This is a genomic window from Denitratisoma sp. agr-D3 (assembly GCF_054658675.1).
In genome coordinates this window covers 291,162-314,313 of record NZ_BAAGIA010000003.1, presented here as the reverse complement: position 1 = coordinate 314,313, position 23,152 = coordinate 291,162, and the positions used below count along the sequence as shown (strand labels likewise).

Sequence of the window (23,152 nt, the reverse complement as noted above, 5' to 3'; positions counted from 1 at the left end):
CGCGATGGCGCTTGCCATCTCAGGGCTGCTTGGCATCCACCACCGCCCGGGCGCCGGCCTTGACGCCCTCCCGGTCAAGGGAGGTCACCACCCGCTCGCCCTGGCCGAGGCCGCTTTTGATTTCGGTGTATTCCCAGTTGGCGAGGCCCGGCTCGATCTTGCGCTCCTCCAATACCCCTTCGCCGGTCAGCACCAAAACCTTGTTGCCCGGCATCAGCGCGGCGGTGGGAATGCGCAAGGCTTCGGCGCGGGTTTCCGTCACTACCTCGATGTCGGCGGAGTAGCCCACCAGCAACTGGCCTTCCTTCTGCACGGCGGCGGGGTCGTCGAATTCCACTTCCACTTCCACGGTGCGGGCCTGTTTTTCCAGGGCCAGCACGTAGGGGGCGATGCGCCGCACCTTGCCGTCGAAATGCTTGCCGCGCCAGGCGTCCAGGGTGATGCGGCCCTTCATGCCCACCGCCAGCTTGGCGGCATCCACCTCGTCGATGGGGGCGGAGACGTAGAGGCAACTGTCGTCGATCAGGTCTACCGCCGGCAGGGTGGGGATGCCCGGCGGCGAAGGTGTCAGGTATTCGCCCAGTTCACCGTTGATCTCGGCGACGATGCCGGCAAACGGCGCCCGCAGCACGGTGCGGGCGGTATCGGCACGGGAAGCGGCGATGCGGGCCTCGGCCTCCTTGACGCCGGCCTTGGCCGAGTCGCAGGTGGCCTGGCTGGAACGGGACTGGGCCTCGGCGCGGACCACGCGTTCCTCGGAGACGAAGCCCTTGTCCCGCAGGCTGCGCGCCTGGCGGGCCTCGGATTGGGCGGCCAGGGCCAGTTGGCAAGTTTCCACCACCCGGGACTTGGCCGTTTCCAGTTGCTCCCGGGACAGGCGCTCCCGGGCCAGCAGGTCGTCGTTCCACAGTTCCAGCAAGAGTTCGCCGGTCTTGACCCGTTGTCCTTTTTTCACCGGCAGGCTGGCAATGCGGCCGGCGGCCGGCGGCGCCACCTTGGCCCGGCGGCAGGCGGTGACGGAGCCGGCCCGGGTATTGGCCACGGTGGTTTCCACCGGACCGGCAGCCACGGCGGCTACCAGCACGGCCACGGGCTTGGGCCGGGTCAGCAGCTTGAAGCCGCCCGCCAGCAGGGCGATGATCAGCAGCCCGGGCAGCAGGCGTTTCAACAGGAGGTTTTTCATGGCAGGAAGGGACCGTCCGCGACGGTCAAGCCAGATCGTCGGGGGCCAGCAGGCGTTCCACCAGGCTGATGCGGTCCTTGAGCTGGAGCTTGCGCTTCTTCAGGCGGCGCAGCATCAGTTCATCCTGGGCAGGGGCTTCCACCAGCCGGGAGATGGCGTCGTCGAGGTCCCGATGCTCCACTCGCAGTTCGTGGAGGCGGGCGCGGAGGGTTTCCGGGGTGTCGTGAAGGTCCATGGCGCCATGTTATGACGGCGCGGCGCCCCTTGGCAACGATATTCCCTTGCCCGTTCATGGGATTGGGATGGGCGCGTTTATTTCACTTTGACTTCATTTCTGGTTTAAATGAATTTCCTTGACAGGGTTTTTTGTGCATTGCAAAATTCCCCGCACTCGGCTTGCACTGGGTAATGCCGAGGCCAGACAGGACGCCCCATGCCGGATTCTTCTGCCCCATTCCCTCCCGCCGCCGATTTTGCTGCCGCAATGCAGCAGTTCATGCAGCAGATGCAATCCGCTTTTCCCGGGCTGGGGACGCAACCCTTCGCGGCCGGGGCGGCGCCCCAGGGCATGCCTTTCCCGCCCATCCCGGCGGAACTCAGCGGTTTGCAACGGGATTGGCTGGGCCATCACGCCCACCTGTGGCAAACCTTTGTTGAGCGTTCCCGGGCCGAGGCGGCCAAGGACGGCGCCCAGGCGGTGCCGCCGGTGGAGCCCGTCGCCGACAAGCGTTTCGCCCATCCGGCCTGGGAAGGCAGTCCGATCTACGACTATCTGCGCCGAGCCTATCTGCTCAATGCCGACTATCTGCGCCAGATGGCGGAAAAGCTGCCGGTGGACGACGAGAAAAAACGTCAGCGCCTGCGCTACCTGGTGGGCCAGTGCGTGGACGCCCTGGCGCCCTCCAATTACGCCGCCACCAATCCGGAAGTGATCCAGACTGCCCTGGAAACCGGCGGTGAAAGCATTCGCCAGGGCATCCAGAACCTGCTGGCAGACCTGGACAAGGGCCGCATCTCCATGACCGACGATGCCGCCTTCAGCGTGGGCGGCAACCTGGCGACCACGCCCGGAGCGGTGGTGTTCGAGAACGAGGTCTTCCAACTGCTCCAGTACTCGCCCCTGACCGACAAGGTGGGGCAGCGGCCCCTGCTGATCGTGCCACCCTGCATCAACAAGTACTACATCCTGGATTTGCAGGCGAAAAACTCCTTCGTCCGCTACGCGGTGGAACAGGGCAATACGGTGTTCCTGGTGTCCTGGCGCAATGTACGCGCCGAGCAAGGCCATTTCACTTGGGACGACTACGTCGAGGACGGCGTGCTCAAGGCCGTGGCCGTGACCCAGGCCATCGCCAAGGTCAAGCAGATCAATGTCCTGGGCTTTTGCGTCGGTGGCACGCTGCTGACCACGGCCCTGGCCGTGGCCCGGGGACGGGGGCAGGACCCAGTCAAGTCCCTGACCCTGCTCACCACTTTCCTCGATTTCGCCGATCCGGGCGAAATCGGCATGTTCGTGGACGAAACCAGCGTCCAGGCCCGGGAGGCGACTCTGGGTAAGGGCGGCGTCTTCCCCGGCAAGGAACTGTCCTCGGTGTTTTCCAGCCTGCGGCCCAACGACCTGATCTGGCAGTACGTGGTGGGCAACTACCTCAAGGGCGGCAAGCCGATGGCCTTCGACCTGCTCTACTGGAACTGCGACCCCACCAATCTGCCCGGTCCCTTCTTCGCCTGGTATCTGCGCAACACCTACCTGGAAAACAACCTCAAGGTGCCTGGCAAAACGCCGGTCTGCGGGGTCAAGGTGGATTTCGGCAAGGTAGACATGCCGGCCTTCATCCTCGCCGCCCGCGAGGACCATATCGTGCCCTGGCGCTCTGCCTACGATTCCGCCAAGTGCCTGGGCGGCGAGACGGTGTTCGTCCTCGGCGCCTCGGGCCACATCGCCGGCGTGATCAACCCGCCCGCCGGCGGCAAGCGCAGCCATTGGCTTGGCGGCACGCGGGACGACGCGGCGGACCGCTGGCTGGACTCCGCCACGGAAGTCAAGGGCAGCTGGTGGCCGGCCTGGTCCGAGTGGCTGGCCGGCTTTGCCGGCCGCAAGATGGCCGCCCGGGGCCGCCTGGGCAATGATCAGTTTCCTCCCCTGGAGCCCGCTCCGGGCCGATACGTCAAGGAAAGAGCATAATGACGACAGGTGCATTCAAATGTGCTGATGCTGTCACGGTCGCCTTGGATGCATCGTATCGGCTGACAAAAACTGAGGAGATGAATCATGCAAAGAGTTGCACTGGTCACAGGAGGTATGGGAGGACTCGGCGAGGCGATCTGCATCAAGCTGGCGGCGCTGGGATACAAGGTGGTGACCACTCACAGCCCCGGCAATACCAAGGCTCAGGATTGGCTGCGCACCATGAATGACATGGGCTATGGTTTCAAGGCCTATCCCTGTGACGTGGCCGACTACGCTTCGTGCGAGGCCTGCGTCAAGCAGATCGAGCAGGACCTTGGCCCGGTGGACGTGCTGGTGAACAACGCCGGCATCACCCGGGACATGACGTTCAAGAAAATGACCAAGGCGGATTGGGATGCGGTGATCAGCACCAACCTGGATTCCGTGTTCAACATGGCCAAGCAGGTGGTGGACGGCATGACCGAACGCGGTTGGGGACGGGTGATCAACATCTCTTCCGTCAATGGCCAGAAGGGTGCCTTCGGCCAGACCAACTATTCCGCCGCCAAGGCCGGCATGCACGGCTTCACCAAGGCCCTGGCGCTGGAAGTGGCGAAGAAGGGCGTGACCGTGAACACCATTTCCCCGGGGTATATCGGGACCAAGATGGTCACCGCCATTCCCAAGGAAGTGCTCGATTCCAAGATCCTGCCCCAGATCCCCATGAGCCGGCTGGGCAAGCCCGAGGAAATCGCCGGTCTGGTGGCCTATCTGTCCTCCGACGAAGCGGCTTTCGTCACCGGGGCCAACATCTCCATCAACGGCGGCCAGCATATGTTCTGACCGCCACGCGGGCCGCCTGTCTTGTGGGGGCGGCCCGCGGCGTTTTCACCACAATCAAAGGGAGTTAACAATGAGTCAGAAAGTCGCGTTGGTCACGGGGGCCCTGGGTGGTCTGGGCACCGCCATCAGCCAAGCCTTGGCAAAAGAGGGTTGCAAGGTGGTTGCCGCCTATCACCCCGAATTCGACAAGCCCGACGAATGGAAGGCCGAACAGGAAGCTGCCGGGTTCAAGGATTTCATCCTGGTGGCCGGCGACGTGTCCGACTTCGCTTCCTGTGAAAAGCTCGTGGCCGAGGCCGAAGCCAAGGCCGGCGGCACCATCGACATCCTTGTTAACAACGCCGGCATCACCCGCGACAAGATGTTCGCCAAGATGGAACAGGGCCAGTGGGAGGCCGTGATCGACACCAACCTTTCCAGCCTGTTCAACATGACCAAGCAGGTCTCCGCCAAGATGGTGGAAAAGGGCTGGGGTCGCATCATCAACATTTCTTCCGTCAACGGCGTCAAGGGCCAGGCCGGCCAGACCAACTACTCCGCCGCCAAGGCCGGCGTGATCGGCTTCACCAAGGCCCTGGCCCAGGAACTGGCTGCCAAGGGCGTGACCGTGAACGCCATCGCACCCGGCTACGTGGCGACCAAGATGGTCATGGCGATCAAGCCCGAAATCCTCGCCACCATTGTCGATTCCGTGCCCATGAAGCGCCTGGCCAAGCCCGAGGAAATCGGCGGCGCCGTGGTCTATCTGGCTTCCGAAATCGCCGGCTTCGTCACCGGCGCCACGCTGAACATCAACGGCGGCCTGTACTACCAGTAATCCCCGCCGTCGCCGCGCTCCGCCACGGCGGGGCGCGCGGCGACGACATGACAACCATACCGGCCAGCGGCACAAGGGCCGGCACCGAGGAGCAGGGCAGTGTCCGATTTACGCTTGATCAAGAAGTATCCCAATCGTCGTCTCTACGATACGCAGACCAGCAGCTACATCACCCTGGCGGACGTTAAGGAGCTGGTCCTGAAGCAGGAGGAGTTTCAGGTGGTGGATGCCAAGTCGGGCGAGGACCTGACCCGCAGCATCCTGCTCCAGATCATCCTGGAGGAAGAGGCCTGCGGCACGCCCATGTTCAGCTCCGACATCCTGGCCCAGATGATCCGTTTCTACGGCAACGCCATGCAGGGCATGATGGGCAAGTACCTGGAAACCAACGTCAAGGCCTTCACCGAGATGCAGGCCAAGCTCCAGGACCAGGCCCGTACCATTTACGGCGACAACCCCGCCGCCAACAAGGAGTTGTGGAGCCAGTTCCTCAGCTTCCAGGGGCCCGCCATGCAGAACATGATGGGCACCTACGTCGAACAGTCGCGCAAGATGTTCCAGCAGATGCAGGACAACATGCAGGAGCAGTCGCGCAAGATGTTCACCGGTTTTCCTTTCCCCGGCACCGGCAGCGAGAAGAAGTAATCCGCCACGCTGGACCAAGGGGCCGAAGCCCCGCCCAGGGCGACCAGGGCCGTCAGGCAGGGACTAGGCCAGCATCAGTCCCTGCTGTTCGATGAAGCGGATGATCTTGTCCAATCCTTCTTCTGTCTTCATGTTGGAGAACAGGAAGGGACGTTCCCCCCGCATCTTGCGGGCATCCCGGTCCATGACTTCCAACGACGCACCCACATAAGGGGCCAGATCGATCTTGTTGATCACCAACAGGTCGCTCTTGGTGATGCCCGGTCCGCCCTTGCGCGGGATCTTGTCTCCGGCGGAGACGTCGATCACATACAGCGTCAGGTCCGACAACTCGGGACTGAAGGTGGCTGCCAGATTGTCGCCGCCACTTTCAATGAAGACGATCTGTAGGCCGGGAAAGCGGGCGTTGAGCCGGTCCACCGCCTCCAGATTGATGCTGGCATCCTCGCGGATGGCCGTGTGGGGGCAGCCGCCGGTTTCCACGCCGATGATGCGCTCCGGCGGCAATGCCGCATGCTTGACCAGGAATTGGGCGTCTTCTTCCGTATAAATATCGTTGGTGACGGCGGCGATGTTGTACTTGTCGCGCAGGGCACGGCACAGCGCCAGGGTCAGGGCGGTTTTGCCGGAACCGACGGGGCCGCCGATGCCGACGCGCAGGGCCGGGCGGGTGCTGGGGGAAGTGGAAGTCGTCATGAGCGAAAGAGTCGTGAATATTGGGTTTCATGTCGGGCGCAGGCAATGGCGAACCCGGGGGCGAAGTTGCTGCACGCCGCCGGGTCCATCGTCAGCGCCTGTTGCGCCAGGGAAGGAATGAGCCGACCCAGGTGGGCCAGCAGGCGCTGACCGGCGGTCTGGCCGAGGGGGACGGTTTTCAAGGCAGCCATGACCTGGTTTTCGGCCCAGGCCCAGAGATAGGCGGTGACGGCCTCCGCCGTGGGGATCGCCCAGGCTGCTGCGGCGCCGCTCCAGACCAGGGGGAAGCTCACCTCTTGCTGTTGCGGCATGGGGGCCATGAAGTCGAGGGGAAAGTCCGGCAGATCTGCCAGCAGGCGTTTCAGGGAATGGCCCATTTGCAGGGTTTCCGCCCGCAGTTCGGCGCTTTCCCGGCTGGCGATGAAATCTGCATCCAAGGCGGCCAGACGGGCATTGTCGCCCGCCTGCCAGGCTGCCATGAAAGCTGCCAGCCAGGGGGCCTCAAAGCGGGCCAGATTCCATTGCAGCAAGTCTTCGATCCAGACCCGGGCATCGGCCTCATCGCGGATGGCGCCTTGTTCCACCGCCCACTCCAGCCCCTGGGAATAGGTGTAGGCACCGACCGGCAGAGTCGGGCTGGAAAGTTGCAGCAGGCGGGTCAGGGCGAGGCTCATGGGCGCGAACCGTGGCCCTGGAAGTGATCGTGGATACGGGGGCCACGGCCTTCGCCATCGGCGCTATGACCGTGGGGATGACTATGGCCGCCATGGGCACCATAGGCGCCGTTTTCCGGCTCGAAGGGACCGTCGATTTCCATCACCGGCAAACCCAGGCCGCGCACCATGTCTCCCAGCACGTGGTCCTTGAGAAAGCGGATCCGGCCCGGTGCCAGGGCCACGGCCACATGGCGATTCCCCAGGTGGTAGGCGGCCTTGGCTAGCAGCAGCGGGTCGTCGCTGAGGCCCTCCATCAGGGGTTCGGCGGCGGCGCTCACCGCCACCACGCGGCCATCGTTGGCCAGCAGCTTGTCCCCCTGGCGGAGGACGGTTCCCCGCGCCAGGAAAAGGCCGCATTCCTCGCCGCTGACCAGACGGGTGCGCAAGCGGCTTTTGCAGCGGGTGTCAAAGGGCAGCCGCAGTTCTTCGCTGGCGGCGGCGTCGGACGAGGCGAATTGTTCAATGACCAGCATGTTCAAAACAGAAAGTAACGTTGTGCCAGGGGCAACACGCTGGCGGGTTCGCAGACCAGCAGCTCCCCGTCGGCGCGTACTTGATAGGTTTCGGGATGCACGTCGATCTTGGGCATGGCGCCGTTGTGGACCATGTCTTTCTTGCCCACTTGACGGCAGTTCTTGACGGCTTCCAAGGGCTTGCGCAATCCCAGGCCGGCGACCGCCGGATTGTCCAGGGCGGCTTGGGAGACAAAGGTCAGCGAGGTGCGCAGGCCGCCAGCGAAGGCGCCGAACATGGGACGGTAGTGAACCGGTTGAGGCGTGGGGATGGAGGCATTGGGGTCGCCCATGGCCGCCGCCGCGATCATGCCGCCCTTGAGGATCAGACTGGGTTTGACGCCGAAGAAGGCGGGGCGCCACAGCACCAGATCGGCCAGCTTGCCGGGTTCCACCGAGCCCACGACATGGGCAATGCCATGGGAGAGGGCAGGGTTGATGGTGTATTTGGCGATGTAGCGCTTGACACGGAAATTATCGCTACCGGCCTTGTCCTCCGCCAGGCTGCCGCGCTGTACCTTCATCTTGTGGGCGGCTTGCCAGGTGCGGATGATGACTTCGCCGACCCGGCCCATGGCCTGGGAGTCGGAACTCATCATGGAGAACGCCCCCATGTCGTGGAGGATGTCTTCCGCCGCGATGGTTTCGCGCCGGATGCGCGATTCGGCGAAGGCGATGTCTTCGGCAATGGCTGGGTCCAAGTGGTGGCAAACCATCAGCATGTCCAGATGCTCATCGATGGTGTTCACCGTGTACGGCATGGTGGGGTTGGTGGAGGAAGGCAGTACGTTGGGCATCATCGCAGCGCGGATGATGTCCGGCGCATGACCGCCGCCCGCCCCTTCGGTATGGAAGGTATGGATGGTGCGCCCCTTGAACGCCGCCAGGGTGGATTCGACAAAGCCGGATTCGTTGAGGGTGTCGGTGTGAATCGCCACCTGGACGTCCAGCTCATCGGCCACCGTCAGGCAGTTATCGATGGCCGCCGGAGTGGTGCCCCAATCCTCGTGCAGCTTGAGACCGATGGCACCGGCCTGGACCTGCTCCCGTAGCGGTGCCGGTAACGATGCGTTGCCCTTGCCGAGAAATCCCAGGTTCATGGGGAAGGCATCGGCGGCCGACAGCATGGAATGGATATGCCAGGGCCCCGGCGTACAGGTGGTGGCGAAGGTGCCGGTAGCCGGGCCGGTGCCGCCACCGATCATGGTGGTGACGCCCGACATCAGCGCATCGTCGATCTGCTGTGGACAGATGAAGTGGATGTGGGTGTCGATACCGCCTGCCGTGACGATCATGCCTTCACCGGCAATGACCTCCGTGCCCGCGCCGACGGGAATGGTGACGCCGGGTTGCACGTCCGGATTGCCCGCCTTGCCGATGGTCTGAATGCGGCCGTGCTTGATGCCAATGTCGGCTTTGACGATGCCCAGCACCGCGTCCACGATCAGGGCATTGGTAATCACCGTATCCGCTACTTCGGCCGATACCTGCTGGCTTTGGCCCATGCCATCGCGGATCACCTTGCCGCCGCCGAATTTCACTTCCTCGCCATAGATCGTGTAATCCTTCTCCACCTCGATCCATAACTCGGTATCCGCCAGTCGCAGGCGGTCTCCCACCGTGGGGCCGAACATCTCGGCATAGGCTTGTCGGGAAATTTTCGTGCTCACGTTGCCTCCGAAAAATTGCGTTGCGGGGTGCCCCGATACGGTCCCCGTGCGGGGCAGGGAACAGGGCGCACCTTGTCTTTACTTGCTCGGGCTTGTCGTCAGACTGCCCATGACCTTGCCTTGAAAGCCATACACGCGTCGTAGTCCGGCGTAATCCACCAATTGCACGGTGCGGGATTGTCCCGGTTCGAATCGCACGGCCGTTCCGGCGGCGATATCCAGCCGCATGCCCCGGGCGGTAGCCCGGTCAAAGGCCAGCGCTTCATTGGTCTCGGCAAAGTGGTAATGGGAGCCCACCTGGATCGGCCGGTCGCCGGTGTTGGCTACCTCCAGCGTCAGGGTGCGGCGGCCGACATTGAGTTCGATGTCGCCGGGGGCGGCTTGCAGTTCACCTGGAATCATGACGGGCTCCGATCAGATAATGGGGTGATGGACCGTGACCAGCTTGGTGCCGTCCGGAAAGGTGGCTTCCACCTGGATCTCGGGAATCATTTCCGCCACGCCCGGCATGACTTGGTCGCGGCTCAGCAAGGTCGTGCCATAGCTCATCAATTCGGCGACGGTCTTGCCATCCCGGGCGCCTTCCAGAATCCCGGCCGTTATCAGGGCCACCGCTTCGGGATAGTTGAGTTTGAGACCGCGGCCAAGGCGTCTTTCCGCCAGCAATGCGGCGGTAAAGATGAGCAACTTGTCCTTTTCGCGGGGGGAGAGTTCCATGGTCGATCCTCAGTTCAAACAAAGGGGCGGGTAAATAAAGGGCGGCCTTGCCGTTGGTCAAGGCTGGCTATTGTCCGTGCGGCGGTCAGAGCGGGCCATCGCATTTTTACGTATTCCAAATCCGCGGGGGCTGGGCTTCCTTACCGGCAACTGTCGGCCGTAGTTGCTGCCACAGGGCCGTCAGCCATAGTCGTGCGCTTTCGGCGGAATGGCCCAGGTAGCGCGCCACCAGCAGGGAAGGGAGACGGGTAACCCCGGTTTGTGCATCGCTTTCCCTGGGCGACAGGGCGCGGCAGCGGTCGATCAGCTCGGCATCCAGATCAAGACCGGCAGCCAACAGGGTTGCGCAAACGCTGCGGCCTGCCATGCCGACGGGGGAGTCCAACAGCGGATCGCCGCCGGAAATGCGCCCTTGTTCCAGCCAGAGCGGGCCGTTGGGGCCGGTCAGGCGGGTGCAGAGCTGCAACTGGCCGCTACGAAATTGTTCGCCAGCGGCGCGCCGCCCCAGGCAGAAGACATCCCAGCCGACGAAGCGGCTACCCGGTTCCATCTCGACCAATAGCTCGCTGCGGGCCAGTGCCTGATCGAAAAAGATGTTCTCCTGGGGCAGCCATTCCAGCAAGCTGTCCGCCCGTAGGCGAAACGCGATGGACTGACGGGCTTCCGGCCCCAGGGAGCGGTACCACTTGCCCGCACCCGGGGTGGTCAGCAGCGCATGGCTGTGGCCGCCCAATTCGGCATGAATCGTCAGGTGATCGCCACCGGCAATGCCGGAGGGGGGATGCAGCAGAATGACGTGGCAGCAGCCGGGGCCTTCCGGATAAAGGGCTTTTTGTACCCGCAGGGGGCCCTGGTGTTCCCGTCGCGTCAGCACCGTGGCGTCGTTCCGGCGCTGGAACGCCAGGTCGAGGTTGGCCTGCCAGGGTTCGGCCTGGGGGACGGTGTAGGAAAGTGCGGCGGGTGCGGGCATGGTACCGGCGGGCGTAATGGACATCGTTCAAAAGCATACCCTATGCCTGTCTTGCGCTTGGCCTAGTGTTGCATTGTAAACAAAAGTGTATACGAAAATATGGGCGCATTTCCCTCAACGAGGGCCGGGCAAAGCGGCGCCGCTTGCATGGTCAATGCCTTTCTTTGGTGCGGTTTGATGCGGTTGCGCACAGAGTTGGGCGTTATCGTCTGGGCTGGATGTCCTTGCGGGACGGTGTGACTGGCGGCGAGGCCGTGCCGATCCTTGCTTTTAAATGTGTATACAAAATTTATTGCAAAGTGAGCACGGTGCTTGCTAAGGAGAGGATGTCCGTTTTGTTTTCAAGGGAAATCACCATGACGCAATCGACTCACCCTGTTTCCAAGTTCCGTCGCGGCCTGCTCGGCGCCCTGTTGGGTATTGGCCTGGCCGCGATGTTGCCCGTCGCCCAGGCTGCCGACCCGGTCAAGATCCGTTTCACTTTGGACTGGCGCTTTGAAGGTCCGGCCGCACCCTTCCTGTTGGCCAAGGCCAAGGGTTATTTCGCCGCCGAGGGCCTGGATGTGGCCATCGATGCCGGGGCCGGTTCCGCCGGTGCCATCACCCGCGTGGTGACCGGGGCCTACGACATGGGCTTCGCCGATTTCAACGCCTTGGTCGAGTATGACGCCAAGACCCCGGGCTCCAAGGTGCAGGCCATCTACATGGTGTACGGGGCGACCCCCGCCGCCGTGTTCTCCTTGAAGAAGTCCGGCATCAACAAGCCCGCCGACCTGGTGGGCAAGACCCTGGCCGCGCCGGTGTTCGATGGTGGTCGCAAGGCCTGGCCGGCTTTCGCCAAGTCCAACAAGCTCGACCCCGCCAGCGTCAAGTGGCAGACGGTGGATCCCACCCTGCGGGAAACCCTCTTGGCCCGCGGCGAAGTGGACGGCATCACCGGGTTTTACTTCACCAGCCTGCTGAACCTGGAAGCCCGCGGCGTCAAGCCAGAGGACATCGCCGTGATGCGCTATCCAGACTACGGCGTCGAGCTTTACGGCAACGCCGTGATCGCCAGCCCCAAGTTGATGGCGGAAAATCCCAAGGCGGTGGAAGGCTTCCTGCGCGCCTTTAACAAGGCCCTCAAGGAAGTGATCGCCAATCCCGATGCCTCCATCGCCGCCGTCAAGGAGCGCGATCCCCTGATCGACGTGGCCCTGGAAACCCGTCGCCTCAAGTTGGCCCTGACCACCAGCGTGGTCACGCCTGAAGCCAAGCAACTGGGACTGGGCGCCGTGTCGCCCGATCGTCTGCAACGCTCCATCGCCGAGACGGCCGAGGCCTACAGCTTGCCCAAGGTGCCCGCCGGCAATGAGTTGTTCAACCCTGCCTTCCTGCCCGCCAAGGCCGACCGTCTGATCAAGTAACGGCATCGATCGCGCGCCGGCATGGTCCGGCGCGCGATGGTGCGGAGAATTCCATGTCTTTCGTCCAATTCGAGAACGTCAGCCTGTCCTATGCCGAGGGTGGGCCCATGGCCATCGAGAACATCGACCTGCACGTGCGGGAAGGTGAGTTCGTCGCCGTGGTCGGCCCTTCCGGCTGCGGCAAGTCCACCCTGATGAAGCTGATTTCCGGCCTGCGGCCGCCGTCCTCCGGCTACGTTTACGTGGACGGCCGCGAGGTGGGTGGTCCCCTCAAGATCGTCGGCATGGCCTTCCAGAACGCCAACATGCTGCCCTGGCGCACCACCTTGCAGAACGTGATGCTGCCCCTGGAAATCGTCCAGCCCCATCGCGCCGCCCTGAAAAAGGAAAAAGCGGCCTACGAGGAACGGGCCCGGGCCCTGCTGGCCAAGGTGGGACTGGCCGGCTTCGAGGACAAGTTCCCCTGGGAACTCTCCGGCGGCATGCAGCAGCGGGCTTCCATCTGCCGCGCCCTGATCCATCAGCCCCGCCTGCTGATGCTGGACGAACCGTTCGGCGCCCTCGATGCCTTCACCCGCGAGGAGCTCTGGTGCATGTTGCGCGACTTGTGGCAGCAGCAACCCTTCACCGTGATCCTGGTGACCCATGATCTGCGCGAGGCGGTTTTCCTGGCGGACACGGTCTACGTCATGAGCAAGCGTCCCGGCCGCATTCTGGTGCGGCGGGAAATCGACCTGCCCCGGCCCCGGGACATCGAAGTGACCTACACCGAGCCCTTCGCCCACTACGTGCATGAATTGCGGGACCACATCGGTCGCATCCGCACAGCCTGAGGAACCGTCATGGCCCTTTCCCGCTCCACCACCATCAAACTCGCCCCCTGGGTCGTCGTTGCCGCCCTGCTGTTGGTCTGGGAGGCGATTTGCATCGGTTTTTCCATTCCCCAGTACCTGTTGCCTTCGCCATCGGATACCTGGTCGGCAGGCGTCGAGCAGTTCGGCCCGATCATGATGCACGCCTGGCAGACCTTCTTCACCACCTTGCTCGGCTTCGCCCTGGCGGTGGTGGTGGGGCTGACCCTGGGCCTCGTGGTGGGTTGGTCGCCCCTGGTGTTCAAGGCCCTTTATCCCGTGCTGGTCGGGTTCAACAGCATTCCCAAGGTGGCCTTCGTTCCCGTCCTGGTGGTCTGGTTCGGTATCGGCACCGTGCCGGCCATCCTCACCGCTTTCCTGATCTCCTTCTTCCCCGTGGTGGTGAACGTCGCCACCGGCCTTGCCACCCTGGAGCCGGAGTTGGAGGACGTGTTGCGTTCCCTTGGCGCCACCCGTTTCGACATCCTGATCAAGGTGGGCCTGCCCCGATCCCTGCCTTATTTCTTCGCCTCCCTCAAAGTGGCGATCACCCTTGCCTTCGTCGGCACGGTCGTTTCGGAAACCGTCGCTTCCAACCTGGGCATCGGCTATCTGATGATGTCGGCGAGCTCCTCCATGAACATGCCCCTGGTTTTTGCCGGGCTGATCGTCATCGGCGTCATGGGCGTGGCCATGTACGAACTCTTCGCCCTGGTGGAACACCGCATGACCCGCTGGGCCCATCGCAGTCCCAACGCCGCGGTCTAAGGCGGGTGTCTGCGGCCGATTAGGGTTGGCCGTTTCCGATCGGGACACAAGGGATTATCCTGTGGTGCTGGAATATTTCCAGCACCACAAGGAGAGATCATGGCCCCCCTCAAGTTCCTCGGCTTATGCGGCAGCCTGCGCCGCCAATCCACCAATCTGGGCTTGCTCCGCGCCGCGCGGGCGGGCTTGCCCGAGCAGTGCGAAATGGCCATTGCCGATCTCGGCGACGTGCCTTTCTACAACGCCGACCTGGGGCAGAAGCCTGCGGCCGTATCCCGGGTGCTGACCCAGATCGCCGCCGCCGATGCCTTGGTGCTGGCCTGTCCCGAGTACAACTACTCCCTGGCACCGGCTTTGAAGAACATCCTGGACTGGGCTTCCCGGGAACCGGACAATGCCCTCTTGGCGGGCAAGCCGGCGGCCATTCTCGGCGCTGGCGGGGGCATGGGGACATCCCGCGCCCAGTACCACCTGCGGCAGGTCTGCGTGTTCTTGGATCTGCATCCCCTCAACAAACCTGAGGTCTTTGCCAACGCCTTTGCCGGCGCTTTTGACGGCGAGGGCAACCTGGTGGATGGGGCCTTGCAGCAGAAGGTCGGCGAACAAATGGCCGCCCTGGCGGCCTGGACCCGTCGGCTGCAAGCCGCTTAGTCGCCGCTTAGTCCGCCGGTCGAGGGCAGCCCTCCTCGCCGGGAGGGCTGCGCGCAAACGCAGGTTTTCTCGGGGCGAGGCTGATCGTCGCGGCGGGGATGCAAACCGCGACGGTCAGGGCGGATGGTTTGCCGCGCCCTTCAATCCTTCCTGGTGCCGAGACGCCGGGGCGACTAGGCGACTAGTGCTGCCAGAAGCCCTCGTGGGCTCGTCGTGCCTCGTCTTCCAGGACCGGTCCGATGACTTCCACCGGGCGTTGTCCGCGGGCAAAAACGTCGCGGCAGGGCAACGAGAGTGTGGGGTTTTCCGGAGCGCTGCCGGTGAGCGCCAGCAGGCTGGTTTCCGCCAGGGCATAGACCACCCGGCCCACCCCCACCCAGTAGGCACCCCCGGCACACATGGCGCAGGGTTCGGCGCTGCTGTAAAGGGTGGCCGTGGCCAACTCAGCCGGACTGTGGCGGGCAGAGGCCGCTCGCAGGGCATTCATTTCCGCGTGGGCGGTACGGTCGCTGGCGGAGGCGTTCATGGCGCTGGCGATGACGTGTCCCTGGGCATCCACCACCAGGGCGGCAAAGGGATGGTGGCTCGCTGCACGGGACTGTTCCGCCAGGGCCAATACCTGACGCAGGAAGTGTTCGTCTCGAGGGGAAAGGGGATTCATGGCGAGGGTTCAGGCCAGACCGGCCTTGACGAGAAGTTGATGGCTGAGCTGGTTGTGTCGCTCAACCAAGGGCCCCAGATCCAGGCCGGGAATGTGGCCGTCTTCCACCACCACCTTGCCGTTGATGACCGAGAGCCAGGCATTGGCCGGGGCGCAGGTGAGCAGGGCCGCCACCGGGTCGCCCTGGGCGCCGGCGTGGGCCAGTCCATCGATGCGGAATGCCACGAAATCCGCCGCCTGTCCCGGGGCCAGACTGCCCAGTTCCGGTCGGGCCAGAGTGCGGGCGCCGCCCCGGGTGGCCAGGGCCAGGGCTTCCCGGGCGGAGAAGCGGTCCGCATGGGATTCAAAGCCCGGCCAGCCCACCCGTTGCAGCAGCATGGCCTGACGGGCCTCTCCCAGCATGTGGTTGCCGTCGTTGCTGGCGGAGCCGTCCACCCCCAGGCCGACGCGGACCCCGGCGTCCACCATGGTCCGTATCGGCGCGATGCCGGAAGCCAGAATCATGTTGCTGCTGGGGCAATGGCAGACGCCGGAGCAACTGTGGGCGAGGCGGCCGATGTCCTGTTGATCGGGATGCACCATGTGGGCAAACCACACGTCCGGCCCCAGCCATTCCACCGACTCGGCGTAGTCGATGGGGCGCTTGCCGAATTTCTCCAGGCAGTAGCGTTCTTCATCCAGGGTTTCCGCCAGATGGGTGTGCAGACCCACGTGCTGGTAGCTGCGCGCCAGACGGGCCGATTGGCGCATCAGGTCACCGCTGACGCTGAAGGGGGAGCAGGGGGCCAGGCCCATCCGCACCATGGCGTAGGGCTCGGGGTCGTGCCAAGTGTCGATCAGGCGCTGGGAGTCGGCCAGGATGGCGGGTTCTTTTTCCACCAGGCTGTCCGGGGGCAACCCGCCGGCGGATTCGCCCACGCTCATGCTGCCCCGGGTGGGATGGAAACGCACCCCCATGGCGGTGGCGGCGTCGATACTGTCGTCCAGGCGACAGCCGTTGGGGTAGAGGTACAAATGGTCGGCCACGGTGGTGGCGCCGGAGAGCAGTAGCTCGGCCAGGGCGATCTGGGTGCTGACGTGCACCGCTTCCGGCGTCAGTCCCGACCAGACCCGGTAGAGCAGCTTCAGCCAATCGAACAGGGCCAGCCCCTTGGCGGTGCCGATGCTGCGGGTCAGGGTCTGGTACATGTGGTGGTGACAATTCACCAATCCCGGGGTGACGACGCAACCCCGGGCGTTGATCGTCCGGCTGGGGGCGGACGCAGGATGGTCGGCCAGCCAGGCGTCCAGTTCGGCGGTGGTGCCGACGCGGAGGATGCGGCCATCCTCCGTCAGCAGGGCGCCGTCGCGGATTTCCCGCTGGTCGTCGTCTACTGTTGCGAGGACGTCGGCGTGGCGTAGATACAGGCGTTGGTGCATGGCGCGGTGGTTATTCGGCGCTGACGGTGCCGTAGCGCAGTCCACGATCCTTGAGGTAGCGGCGGTAGGCCAGGGACATGCGGTCGCAAACCACGGAGACCTCGGCGCCGGGCACCAGGGGCAGGCGCAGGGGATTCTGGTTTTCGACGATGGGTTTGTCCTGAAGGAAGATGGTGTCCTGGAACTGACGCAGTTCCTCGTCGCTCTGCTGGAAATTGGTCATGGCCAGGATGATCCAGGCGCGGGTGGTGGTTTCCGTCAGGGGTTGCAGGTGCAGGCTGATGGCCTCGCGGAAGCCGTCCTGGGCAGCGGGTTCCTTGGTCAGAATGGCGGTCAGGGGGCGCACCACGCGGTAGGTGTATTCCACGTCGCTGCCGCCGGTGGCCAGGCTGTTGGAGCGGGGCTGCCAGGCGAAGCACTGTTTGGCCCAGATACCTTGGCCGTAGGCGGGATCGTCGAAGGTTTCCACGGTGTAGTCGCGGATGGCGGCCCGGTCTTTCTCACCGAGGATGTCGGTATGCACATAGGCGAAGTGGGCCATGTCGAGGAAGTTCTCGATGATGCGGGGGCCACTGCTGGCCACGTCGTAGGGGCCGCACCAGACCTTGCGCAGGCGCTCGTCGGCCACTTCGGGGAAGGCCAGCACGTCCTGGGCAGGAGTGCCGAGGCAGACCCAGACCAGACCGTGGGCCTCCTTCACCGCGTAGGTGGTCACCTTGGCCTTGAGTTGGTCGCCGCCGAGTTCCGGCAGGGCGGGAATGTGCTTGCACTTGGCGTCCTTGCCGAAAATCCAGCCGTGGTAGGGACAAACCAGGCCATCGTCCTGCAAGGGGCCCATGGACAGCTTCATGCCGCGATGGGGGCAGCGGTCTTCCCAGGCGTGGAGCGCGCCTTCGCTGTCGCGCCAGACCACCAGGGGCGTATCGAGCAGTTGGGTGGGCAACTGGGTGCCGGCGGCGAGTTGCTTGCCGATGGCGACGGGATGCCAGTCGTTGAGAAGTACCGGGTCTTGCAGGGTTGCGTTCATGGTTACACCTTGATGTGATCGAGTTGTTGCAGCCATCGCTCCTTGTCCGCGGCGGGCAGGAAGGAGGCGGTAATGGAATTGCGCGCCAGGCGCACCAGGTCGGCGCGGGAAAGGTTCAGGGCCTCGGCGCTGGCGCGGTAGTTGTCCGCCAGGTAGCCGCCGAAATAGGCGGGGTCATCCGAATTGAGGGTGATGCAAAGGCCGGAGGCCAGCATGCGGCCCAGGTTGTGTTGGGATAGGTCCTTGAACACCGCCAGTTTGACGTTGGACAAGGGGCAGACCGTGAGGGGGATTTGTTCCCGGCTCAGGCGTTGGCACAGGGCCGGGTCTTCTTCCGCCCGTACGCCGTGATCAATGCGGGCGACCTTGAGCAGATCCAGGGCCTCGTGGATGTAGGCCGGCGGGCCTTCCTCGCCGGCGTGGGCGACGGGGATGAAACCCTCGGCCCTGGCCCGGTCGAACACCGCCTGGAACTTGACCGGCGGGTGGCCTACTTCGGAGGAATCCAGGCCCACGCCGATGATGTGCTCGCGCCAGGGCAGGGCGGCCTCTAGAGTGCGCATGGCATCGTCGGCGTCCAGGTGGCGCAGGAAGCAGAGGATCAGGTAGGCACTGATGCCGTACTGCTCGCGGCCCTCGCGCAGGCTGGCGAGCAGCCCGTTCATCACCGTGGCGAAGGGAATGCCTCGGCTGGTATGGCTCTGGGGGTCGAAAAAGAGTTCGCAATGGACGACGCCGTCGGCATGGGCGCGGGCCAAGTAGGCCAGGGTCAGGTCGCGGAAGTCCTCCTCGTCGCGCAGGACGTCAACGCCCGCGTAATAGAGGTCGAGGAAGGATTGCAGGTTATGAAAGTCGTAGGCGGCGCGCAGGGCGGCCACCGAAGGATAGGGCAGGGTGATGCCGTGCTTGGCTGCCTTGGCGAACACCATCTCCGGCTCAAGGGAACCCTCGATGTGGATGTGCAGTTCGGCCTTGGGCAGGGCGGTGATGAAAGCGGGCAGTGATTGGGTGGTCGGCATCGGTGTGGTCCTCAGGAGCGGCGGGACTGTCATTGAATCACGGCAGGGGCAAAAAAATGCCGGCCCGGGGATGCCGGTGCCGGCGAAGCTTCCGCTTTTGAAACGATGCAAAAGAAACGAATGGAACGCACTTGCCTTGTCTCGATCAGTGCCCCGGTCCTTGCCACGTACAAGGACCGGGGCAAGGGACTTACTTGGGAACGCTGCCTTCCACGCCTTGGACGTAATAGTTCATGGAGAGCAGTTCCTTCAGGGGCATCACCGCACCGGCGGCCACCTTGACGGCGCCGCTTTGGTCCTTGATGGGACCCTGGAAGGGATGGAACTTGCCTTCGCTGATGGCCTTCTTCTTCTCTTCGAAGAGCTTGGCCGCCTCGGCGGGAACCGCCGCATTCAGCGGCGACATCTTGACCATGCCCTCCTTGAGGCCGCCGCGCACTTCCTCGGGCTTCCAGGTGCCAGCCAACACGGCCTTGGCGGTGTCGATGTAGAAGCCGCCCCAGTTGTTGGTGTTGGCGGTCAAGTGGGCCTTGGGCGCGAACTTCACCATGTCGGAGTCCCAGCCGAAGGCGTACACGCCCTTCTCCTGGGCTACTTGCAGGGTGGCGGGGGAGTCGGTGTTCTGGCTCATCACGTCGGCGCCTTGGGCTACCAGGGTTTCGGCGGCCTGGCGTTCCTTGGCGGGGTCGTACCAGCTATTGACCCAGATCACCTTGGTTTTGACGGCGGGGTTGACGCTTTGGGCGCCCAGGGTGAAGGCGTTGATGTTGCGCACCACTTCCGGGATGGGGAAGGAGGCGACCACGCCCAGGGTGTTGCTCTTGGTCATCTTGCCGGCCACCACGCCCAGCAGATAGGCGCCTTCATAGAAGCGGGTCTCGTAGGTGCCCAGGTTCTTGCCGGTCTTGTAACCGGTGGCGTGTTCGAAGATTACGTTGGGAAAGGCTTTGGCGACTTTCTCCGTCGGGTTCATGTAACCGAAGGAGGTGGTGAAGATCAACTTGTTGCCTTCGGTGGCCAGCTTGCGGATCACCCGCTCGGCATCGGCGCCTTCCGGCACGTTTTCCACGTAGGTGGTCTTGACCTTGTCACCCAGGGCTTTTTCCAGTGCCAGGCGGCCTTGGTCGTGGGCGTAGGTCCAGCCGGCATCACCCACCGGGCCGACGTAAACAAAACCGACCTTGAGGGGCTCCTCGGCAATTGCGGGAGCGTTGAGGGCCAGCAGCGTGGACGCAGCCAGGCTGGCCAGGGCGAAGAACTTGCGACGATTCATGAATCAATCTCCTTGAAGGGGCGGCCAGGCCGCCCCGGTCGGTGAATGGAAAGGGCGCCGATTAGAAGTGGTACTCGGCGCGGATCATGGGGGTCTTGGCGAAGGCGCCGCTACCCGCACCGGTGGTGTAGTCGTTGCCGAACTTGTTCTTCCAGTATTGGTACTCCACACCCACCTTAAAGGTGTTCTTGCTGGCACCGACGTGGGCGCTGGCGTCGTACATCACCTGCATGTCGATGTTGGTTTCGGCAGCGGTACTACCGCCGAATTCATTCTTGCCCTTGGAGGAGATGAAGTTGGCGAAGCCCTCGAAGGACAGGGGCAGGGAACCGACGGAGAAGGGGATGCCCCAGACCAGGTTCAGCATGGGGTGGGGGTCGTAGGAGTAGCGTTGGGGATGGGTTGCGGGTGCATTGCTTTCCCACAGGCCAAGCAGGCTGACGTTGAGGAAACCGGGAACGTCCATCATCAGGGTGGGGCCGGCAACGAGCATGTGCTTCTTGGACTGATAGCTATCACCCGTCTTCGTATTGAAATCAAAGCCGGCGGTCAGGCCAAAACCGCGCACCGGGCCGAATTTGATGTCCTGGCCACGAACCTTGCCGATATCCAGGGTGTGGCGATAGACGACATACACTTCCTGGGCGTTGGTGTCCTTGGCGTCGGACATCAGCAAGTCGGCATTGAAAAAGTTGCTGCCGTACTTGTAACCGCTGACGTGGCTTAAATTCACAATACTTTTGGTGATCCCGTTGCCGCGGAACGGCTCGCCATAGTTGGTGCCATAGCGGTAGCCGATGGAGGTATCGCTCCAGTCGGCGGCTTGGGCTGCTACGCCACAGGTGGCGAGGGCAGCGAATACGGCGGCGCGTTTGAAAGTCACTTGCATCATCACAACTCCTTCTTAGTTTGAAAAATCCTGGCAACGTCGCCGCATGGGCAATGCGGCCTCCCTAATTGGTCAATTTGAAATTTCGAATCCAATTTGTATGCAAGATTGGATTCATTCAAATTTCAGTCGGTGTACAGCAATTAGCGGACCAGGTTTCGGAAAAAAGGCGATGTGGTGCTTGGTTGAGCAGAAAGCCTTTCGTTATTCCCTTGTAGGGAGAGGGATTTCTGTCTTTCGGGATAGTTCGTCGGGCACCATGCTGGTGAGTGTGACAAAAATATTACCCGTGATGGTGCGAAGCACCATGGCGAAAATTTGTGTGGGAAGGGACAAAAACGAAGGGGTGTCATTTTGTATTTGTATACAAAATGACACCCCTTGCTCTGGGCGCGGATCAGGCCGGGTGGTGTTCGATCCAGTGGCGGGCGATTTCGTCGCGGCGGCAGATCCAGACCTTGTCGTGTCCCTGGATGTAGTCGAGGAAGCGGGCCAGGCTGGCAATACGGCCGGGGCGGCCGATGAGGCGGCAGTGCAGGCCGATCGACAGCATCTTGGGTGAGGTTTCGCCTTCGGCGTAGAGCACGTCGAAGGCGTCCTTGAGGTAACTGAAGAATTGCTCGCCGGCGTGGAAGCCCTGGGCCTGGACGAAGCGCATGTCGTTGGTGTCCAGGGTGTAGGGCACCACCAGCAGCGGCTTGCCATCGGTGCTCTGCCAGTAGGGCAGGTCGTCGGCGTAGCTGTCGGACTCGTAAAGGAATCCGCCATGCTCCACCACCAGGCGTCGGGTGTTTTCGCCGGTGCGGCCGGTGTACCAGCCTGCCGGAGGCGCACCGGTGATGCGGTGGATGGCTTCCACCGCCAGGGCGATGTGTTCCCGTTCCACGGCTTCCGGCACGTTGCGATAGTCGATCCAGCGCCAGCCATGGGCGGCGATCTCGTGGCCGGCCTCAACGAAGGCCTGGGCGACTTCCGGGTGACGCAGCAAGGCCATGCCTACGCCGAAGACGGTGAGTGGCAGCTTGCGTTCGGCAAACAGTTTGAGGACGCGCCAGACGCCGACGCGGCTGCCGTATTCGTAGAGGGATTCCATGCTCATGTGGCGCTGGCCGCCATAGGGCGCGGCGCTCACCATCTCCGAGAGAAACGCCTCGGAAGCCGGGTCGCCGTGGAGGATGTTGTTTTCTCCGCCCTCTTCGTAATTGAGCACGAACTGGACGGCGATGCGGGCGCCGCCGGGCCAGCGGGCCTGGGGCGTGGCCCTGCCGTAGCCGATCAAGTCTCGGGGGTAGGGGTCTTTGAGTAGTGTGTCGAGGCGATTCATAAATGTGCCGGGTGGGTTAATAGCCTGAGAGAGCCTCCGCCAGGCTGACCTTCTTTTCGGGTTCATTCAGGCGCAAGCGGTCCTGGATCTCTCGCAAGTGTTGTTCCATCAGCTCGACCGCTTCGGCGGACTTGCCTTTTTCGATCAGGGTCATCAGCCGCTTGTGTTCGTCGTCCTCGCACATGGGGGTGCCGGGGCTCTCGTAGAGGGCGATGATCAGGGAGCAGCGGGAGACCAGTTCGGTCATGACCCGCAGCAGTACCCGGTTGCCCGCGAGTTCGGCGAGGAGGATGTGGAACTCGCCGCCGAGGCGGATCCAGTTGGTGCGGTCGCCGTCGTGTAGGGCCTGGTGTTCCGCGTCGATGGCTTCGCGCAGGCGGGCCATCGATGCGGGGGTGGCGTTGCGGATCACCATGGGGACGATTTCCCTTTCGATGGCGCAGCGGGCCGTGAAGATTTCCTGGGCTTCTTCCGGCGAGGGCGAGGCCACCACCGCGCCACGGTTGGGGCGCAGCTCGATGATGTGGTCGTGGGCCAGTCGTTGCAGGGCCTTGCGCACCGTGGTGCGGCTGACTTGGTAGAGCTCGCAGAACTCCGCTTCGCCGAGGCGGGTGCCGGGCGGCAGGCGGTGGCTCATGACGGCGTTGAACACGGCTTTGTAGATGCGCAAATCCACGGCGGTCGTGCCGCGCTTGGGCGCGTCGCTGCGGGGTGCCGCGACCTTGTCGGCGCGCTTGCGTTTGTTGGTGTTGCGGGTTGCCATGATGACTTTTCCTCTAGCGGTCAGTGGATATCCATACAGACGACATAGTGGCACATGAATTGCATGGAGTGTAAAGCACAATCCATGCTAAATATTGTGTACGAATTTTTAATTAAACGTTTCTTGTGGTGGCCGTGCTTGATGGGGCTTGTCTCGGTATCG

At 63.4% G+C, this 23,152-nt stretch carries 25 protein-coding genes; 8 read left to right on the top strand and 17 right to left on the bottom strand.

Annotated elements, in window-relative coordinates; translation table 11 throughout:
- Positions 1 to 19: 19 nt before the first annotated feature.
- Positions 20 to 1,183, bottom strand: a complete 1,164-nt coding sequence (locus tag ACYQ2U_RS10035) for an efflux RND transporter periplasmic adaptor subunit (protein WP_459950227.1) — start codon at positions 1,181 to 1,183, stop codon at positions 20 to 22.
- 25 nt (positions 1,184 to 1,208) lie between these two features.
- Entirely contained in the window at positions 1,209 to 1,418 is a 210-nt protein-coding gene (locus tag ACYQ2U_RS10030; protein WP_459950226.1) for a YdcH family protein, read from the bottom strand.
- 261 nt (positions 1,419 to 1,679) lie between these two features.
- Here ACYQ2U_RS10030 and phaC point away from each other — a divergent pair, with 261 nt between their 5' ends.
- The 4 genes from phaC (at position 1,680) to phaR (ending at position 5,658) form a co-directional block, all read left to right on the top strand.
- Positions 1,680 to 3,368 carry a class I poly(R)-hydroxyalkanoic acid synthase gene (gene phaC / locus ACYQ2U_RS10025; protein ID WP_459950225.1) on the top strand — a complete coding sequence of 563 codons (1,689 nt, stop codon included), beginning with the start codon at positions 1,680 to 1,682 and terminating at the stop codon, positions 3,366 to 3,368.
- A gap of 87 nt (positions 3,369 to 3,455) precedes the next feature.
- Positions 3,456 to 4,196: an acetoacetyl-CoA reductase gene (phbB, locus tag ACYQ2U_RS10020; protein WP_459950224.1), complete on the top strand. Its 741-nt coding sequence runs from the start codon at positions 3,456 to 3,458 to the stop codon at positions 4,194 to 4,196.
- Positions 4,197 to 4,266: 70 nt separating this feature from the next.
- On the top strand, positions 4,267 to 5,013 hold the full coding sequence (gene phbB, locus ACYQ2U_RS10015; RefSeq protein WP_459950223.1) for an acetoacetyl-CoA reductase: 747 nt from the start codon (positions 4,267 to 4,269) through the stop codon (positions 5,011 to 5,013).
- A gap of 99 nt (positions 5,014 to 5,112) precedes the next feature.
- Positions 5,113 to 5,658 (top strand): polyhydroxyalkanoate synthesis repressor PhaR, encoded by a 546-nt coding sequence (gene phaR / locus ACYQ2U_RS10010; RefSeq protein ID WP_459950222.1) that lies wholly within the window; start codon positions 5,113 to 5,115, stop codon positions 5,656 to 5,658.
- Between the two features lie 63 nt (positions 5,659 to 5,721).
- Here phaR and ureG read toward each other — a convergent pair whose 3' ends face one another.
- The 7 genes from ureG to ACYQ2U_RS09975 all read right to left on the bottom strand — a co-directional run bounded on the left by ureG (position 5,722) and on the right by ACYQ2U_RS09975 (position 10,939).
- Positions 5,722 to 6,354, bottom strand: a complete 633-nt coding sequence (gene ureG, locus ACYQ2U_RS10005) for an urease accessory protein UreG (protein WP_459950221.1) — start codon at positions 6,352 to 6,354, stop codon at positions 5,722 to 5,724.
- Positions 6,351 to 7,028, bottom strand: a complete 678-nt coding sequence (locus ACYQ2U_RS10000) for an urease accessory protein UreF (RefSeq protein ID WP_459950220.1) — start codon at positions 7,026 to 7,028, stop codon at positions 6,351 to 6,353. The genes ureG and ACYQ2U_RS10000 overlap by 4 nt, the downstream gene beginning before the upstream one ends.
- Positions 7,025 to 7,543: an urease accessory protein UreE gene (gene ureE, locus ACYQ2U_RS09995; RefSeq protein WP_459950219.1), complete on the bottom strand. Its 519-nt coding sequence runs from the start codon at positions 7,541 to 7,543 to the stop codon at positions 7,025 to 7,027. The genes ACYQ2U_RS10000 and ureE overlap by 4 nt, the downstream gene beginning before the upstream one ends.
- Positions 7,544 to 7,545: 2 nt before the next feature.
- Positions 7,546 to 9,252 carry an urease subunit alpha gene (gene ureC / locus ACYQ2U_RS09990; protein ID WP_459950218.1) on the bottom strand — a complete coding sequence of 569 codons (1,707 nt, stop codon included), beginning with the start codon at positions 9,250 to 9,252 and terminating at the stop codon, positions 7,546 to 7,548.
- A gap of 78 nt (positions 9,253 to 9,330) precedes the next feature.
- Complete coding sequence (locus tag ACYQ2U_RS09985; protein ID WP_459950217.1) at positions 9,331 to 9,654, bottom strand: urease subunit beta; 324 nt, start codon at positions 9,652 to 9,654, stop codon at positions 9,331 to 9,333.
- A 12-nt stretch (positions 9,655 to 9,666) separates the two neighbouring features.
- The gene (locus ACYQ2U_RS09980; protein WP_459950216.1) at positions 9,667 to 9,969 is read right to left on the bottom strand and encodes an urease subunit gamma; all 303 of its coding nucleotides are present in this window, start codon (positions 9,967 to 9,969) and stop codon (positions 9,667 to 9,669) included.
- Positions 9,970 to 10,075: 106 nt separating this feature from the next.
- On the bottom strand, positions 10,076 to 10,939 hold the full coding sequence (locus ACYQ2U_RS09975; RefSeq protein ID WP_459950215.1) for an urease accessory protein UreD: 864 nt from the start codon (positions 10,937 to 10,939) through the stop codon (positions 10,076 to 10,078).
- Between the two features lie 356 nt (positions 10,940 to 11,295).
- On the opposite strand from ACYQ2U_RS09975, the gene ACYQ2U_RS09970 reads away from it, so the two are divergent.
- The 4 genes from ACYQ2U_RS09970 to ACYQ2U_RS09955 all read left to right on the top strand — a co-directional run bounded on the left by ACYQ2U_RS09970 (position 11,296) and on the right by ACYQ2U_RS09955 (position 14,615).
- Positions 11,296 to 12,345 carry an ABC transporter substrate-binding protein gene (locus ACYQ2U_RS09970; protein ID WP_459950214.1) on the top strand — a complete coding sequence of 350 codons (1,050 nt, stop codon included), beginning with the start codon at positions 11,296 to 11,298 and terminating at the stop codon, positions 12,343 to 12,345.
- A gap of 53 nt (positions 12,346 to 12,398) precedes the next feature.
- Positions 12,399 to 13,178 (top strand): ABC transporter ATP-binding protein, encoded by a 780-nt coding sequence (locus ACYQ2U_RS09965; protein ID WP_459950213.1) that lies wholly within the window; start codon positions 12,399 to 12,401, stop codon positions 13,176 to 13,178.
- 9 nt (positions 13,179 to 13,187) lie between these two features.
- Positions 13,188 to 13,964, top strand: coding sequence for an ABC transporter permease (locus tag ACYQ2U_RS09960; RefSeq protein WP_459950212.1), 777 nt, complete (start codon positions 13,188 to 13,190; stop codon positions 13,962 to 13,964).
- Between the two features lie 99 nt (positions 13,965 to 14,063).
- A complete protein-coding gene (locus tag ACYQ2U_RS09955) occupies positions 14,064 to 14,615 on the top strand; it encodes an NADPH-dependent FMN reductase (protein WP_459950211.1) in 552 nt (183 codons plus the stop codon).
- Between the two features lie 181 nt (positions 14,616 to 14,796).
- Here ACYQ2U_RS09955 and ACYQ2U_RS09950 read toward each other — a convergent pair whose 3' ends face one another.
- From ACYQ2U_RS09950 to ACYQ2U_RS09915, 8 genes are all read right to left on the bottom strand, one after another.
- A complete protein-coding gene (locus ACYQ2U_RS09950; protein WP_459950210.1) occupies positions 14,797 to 15,276 on the bottom strand; it encodes a nucleoside deaminase in 480 nt (159 codons plus the stop codon).
- Between the two features lie 9 nt (positions 15,277 to 15,285).
- The gene (locus tag ACYQ2U_RS09945; RefSeq protein WP_459950209.1) at positions 15,286 to 16,695 is read right to left on the bottom strand and encodes an 8-oxoguanine deaminase; all 1,410 of its coding nucleotides are present in this window, start codon (positions 16,693 to 16,695) and stop codon (positions 15,286 to 15,288) included.
- A gap of 10 nt (positions 16,696 to 16,705) precedes the next feature.
- On the bottom strand, positions 16,706 to 17,722 hold the full coding sequence (locus ACYQ2U_RS09940; protein WP_459950208.1) for a Rieske 2Fe-2S domain-containing protein: 1,017 nt from the start codon (positions 17,720 to 17,722) through the stop codon (positions 16,706 to 16,708).
- Positions 17,723 to 17,724: 2 nt separating this feature from the next.
- Positions 17,725 to 18,741 carry an adenosine deaminase gene (locus ACYQ2U_RS09935; RefSeq protein ID WP_459950207.1) on the bottom strand — a complete coding sequence of 339 codons (1,017 nt, stop codon included), beginning with the start codon at positions 18,739 to 18,741 and terminating at the stop codon, positions 17,725 to 17,727.
- Positions 18,742 to 18,931: 190 nt separating this feature from the next.
- Positions 18,932 to 20,014: a BMP family ABC transporter substrate-binding protein gene (locus ACYQ2U_RS09930; protein ID WP_459950206.1), complete on the bottom strand. Its 1,083-nt coding sequence runs from the start codon at positions 20,012 to 20,014 to the stop codon at positions 18,932 to 18,934.
- 61 nt (positions 20,015 to 20,075) lie between these two features.
- On the bottom strand, positions 20,076 to 20,906 hold the full coding sequence (locus ACYQ2U_RS09925) for a hypothetical protein (RefSeq protein WP_459950205.1): 831 nt from the start codon (positions 20,904 to 20,906) through the stop codon (positions 20,076 to 20,078).
- 394 nt (positions 20,907 to 21,300) lie between these two features.
- Positions 21,301 to 22,227: an allantoinase PuuE gene (puuE, locus tag ACYQ2U_RS09920; protein WP_459950204.1), complete on the bottom strand. Its 927-nt coding sequence runs from the start codon at positions 22,225 to 22,227 to the stop codon at positions 21,301 to 21,303.
- 16 nt (positions 22,228 to 22,243) lie between these two features.
- Complete coding sequence (locus ACYQ2U_RS09915; RefSeq protein WP_459950203.1) at positions 22,244 to 22,990, bottom strand: GntR family transcriptional regulator; 747 nt, start codon at positions 22,988 to 22,990, stop codon at positions 22,244 to 22,246.
- Between the last annotated feature and the right edge of the window lie 162 nt (positions 22,991 to 23,152).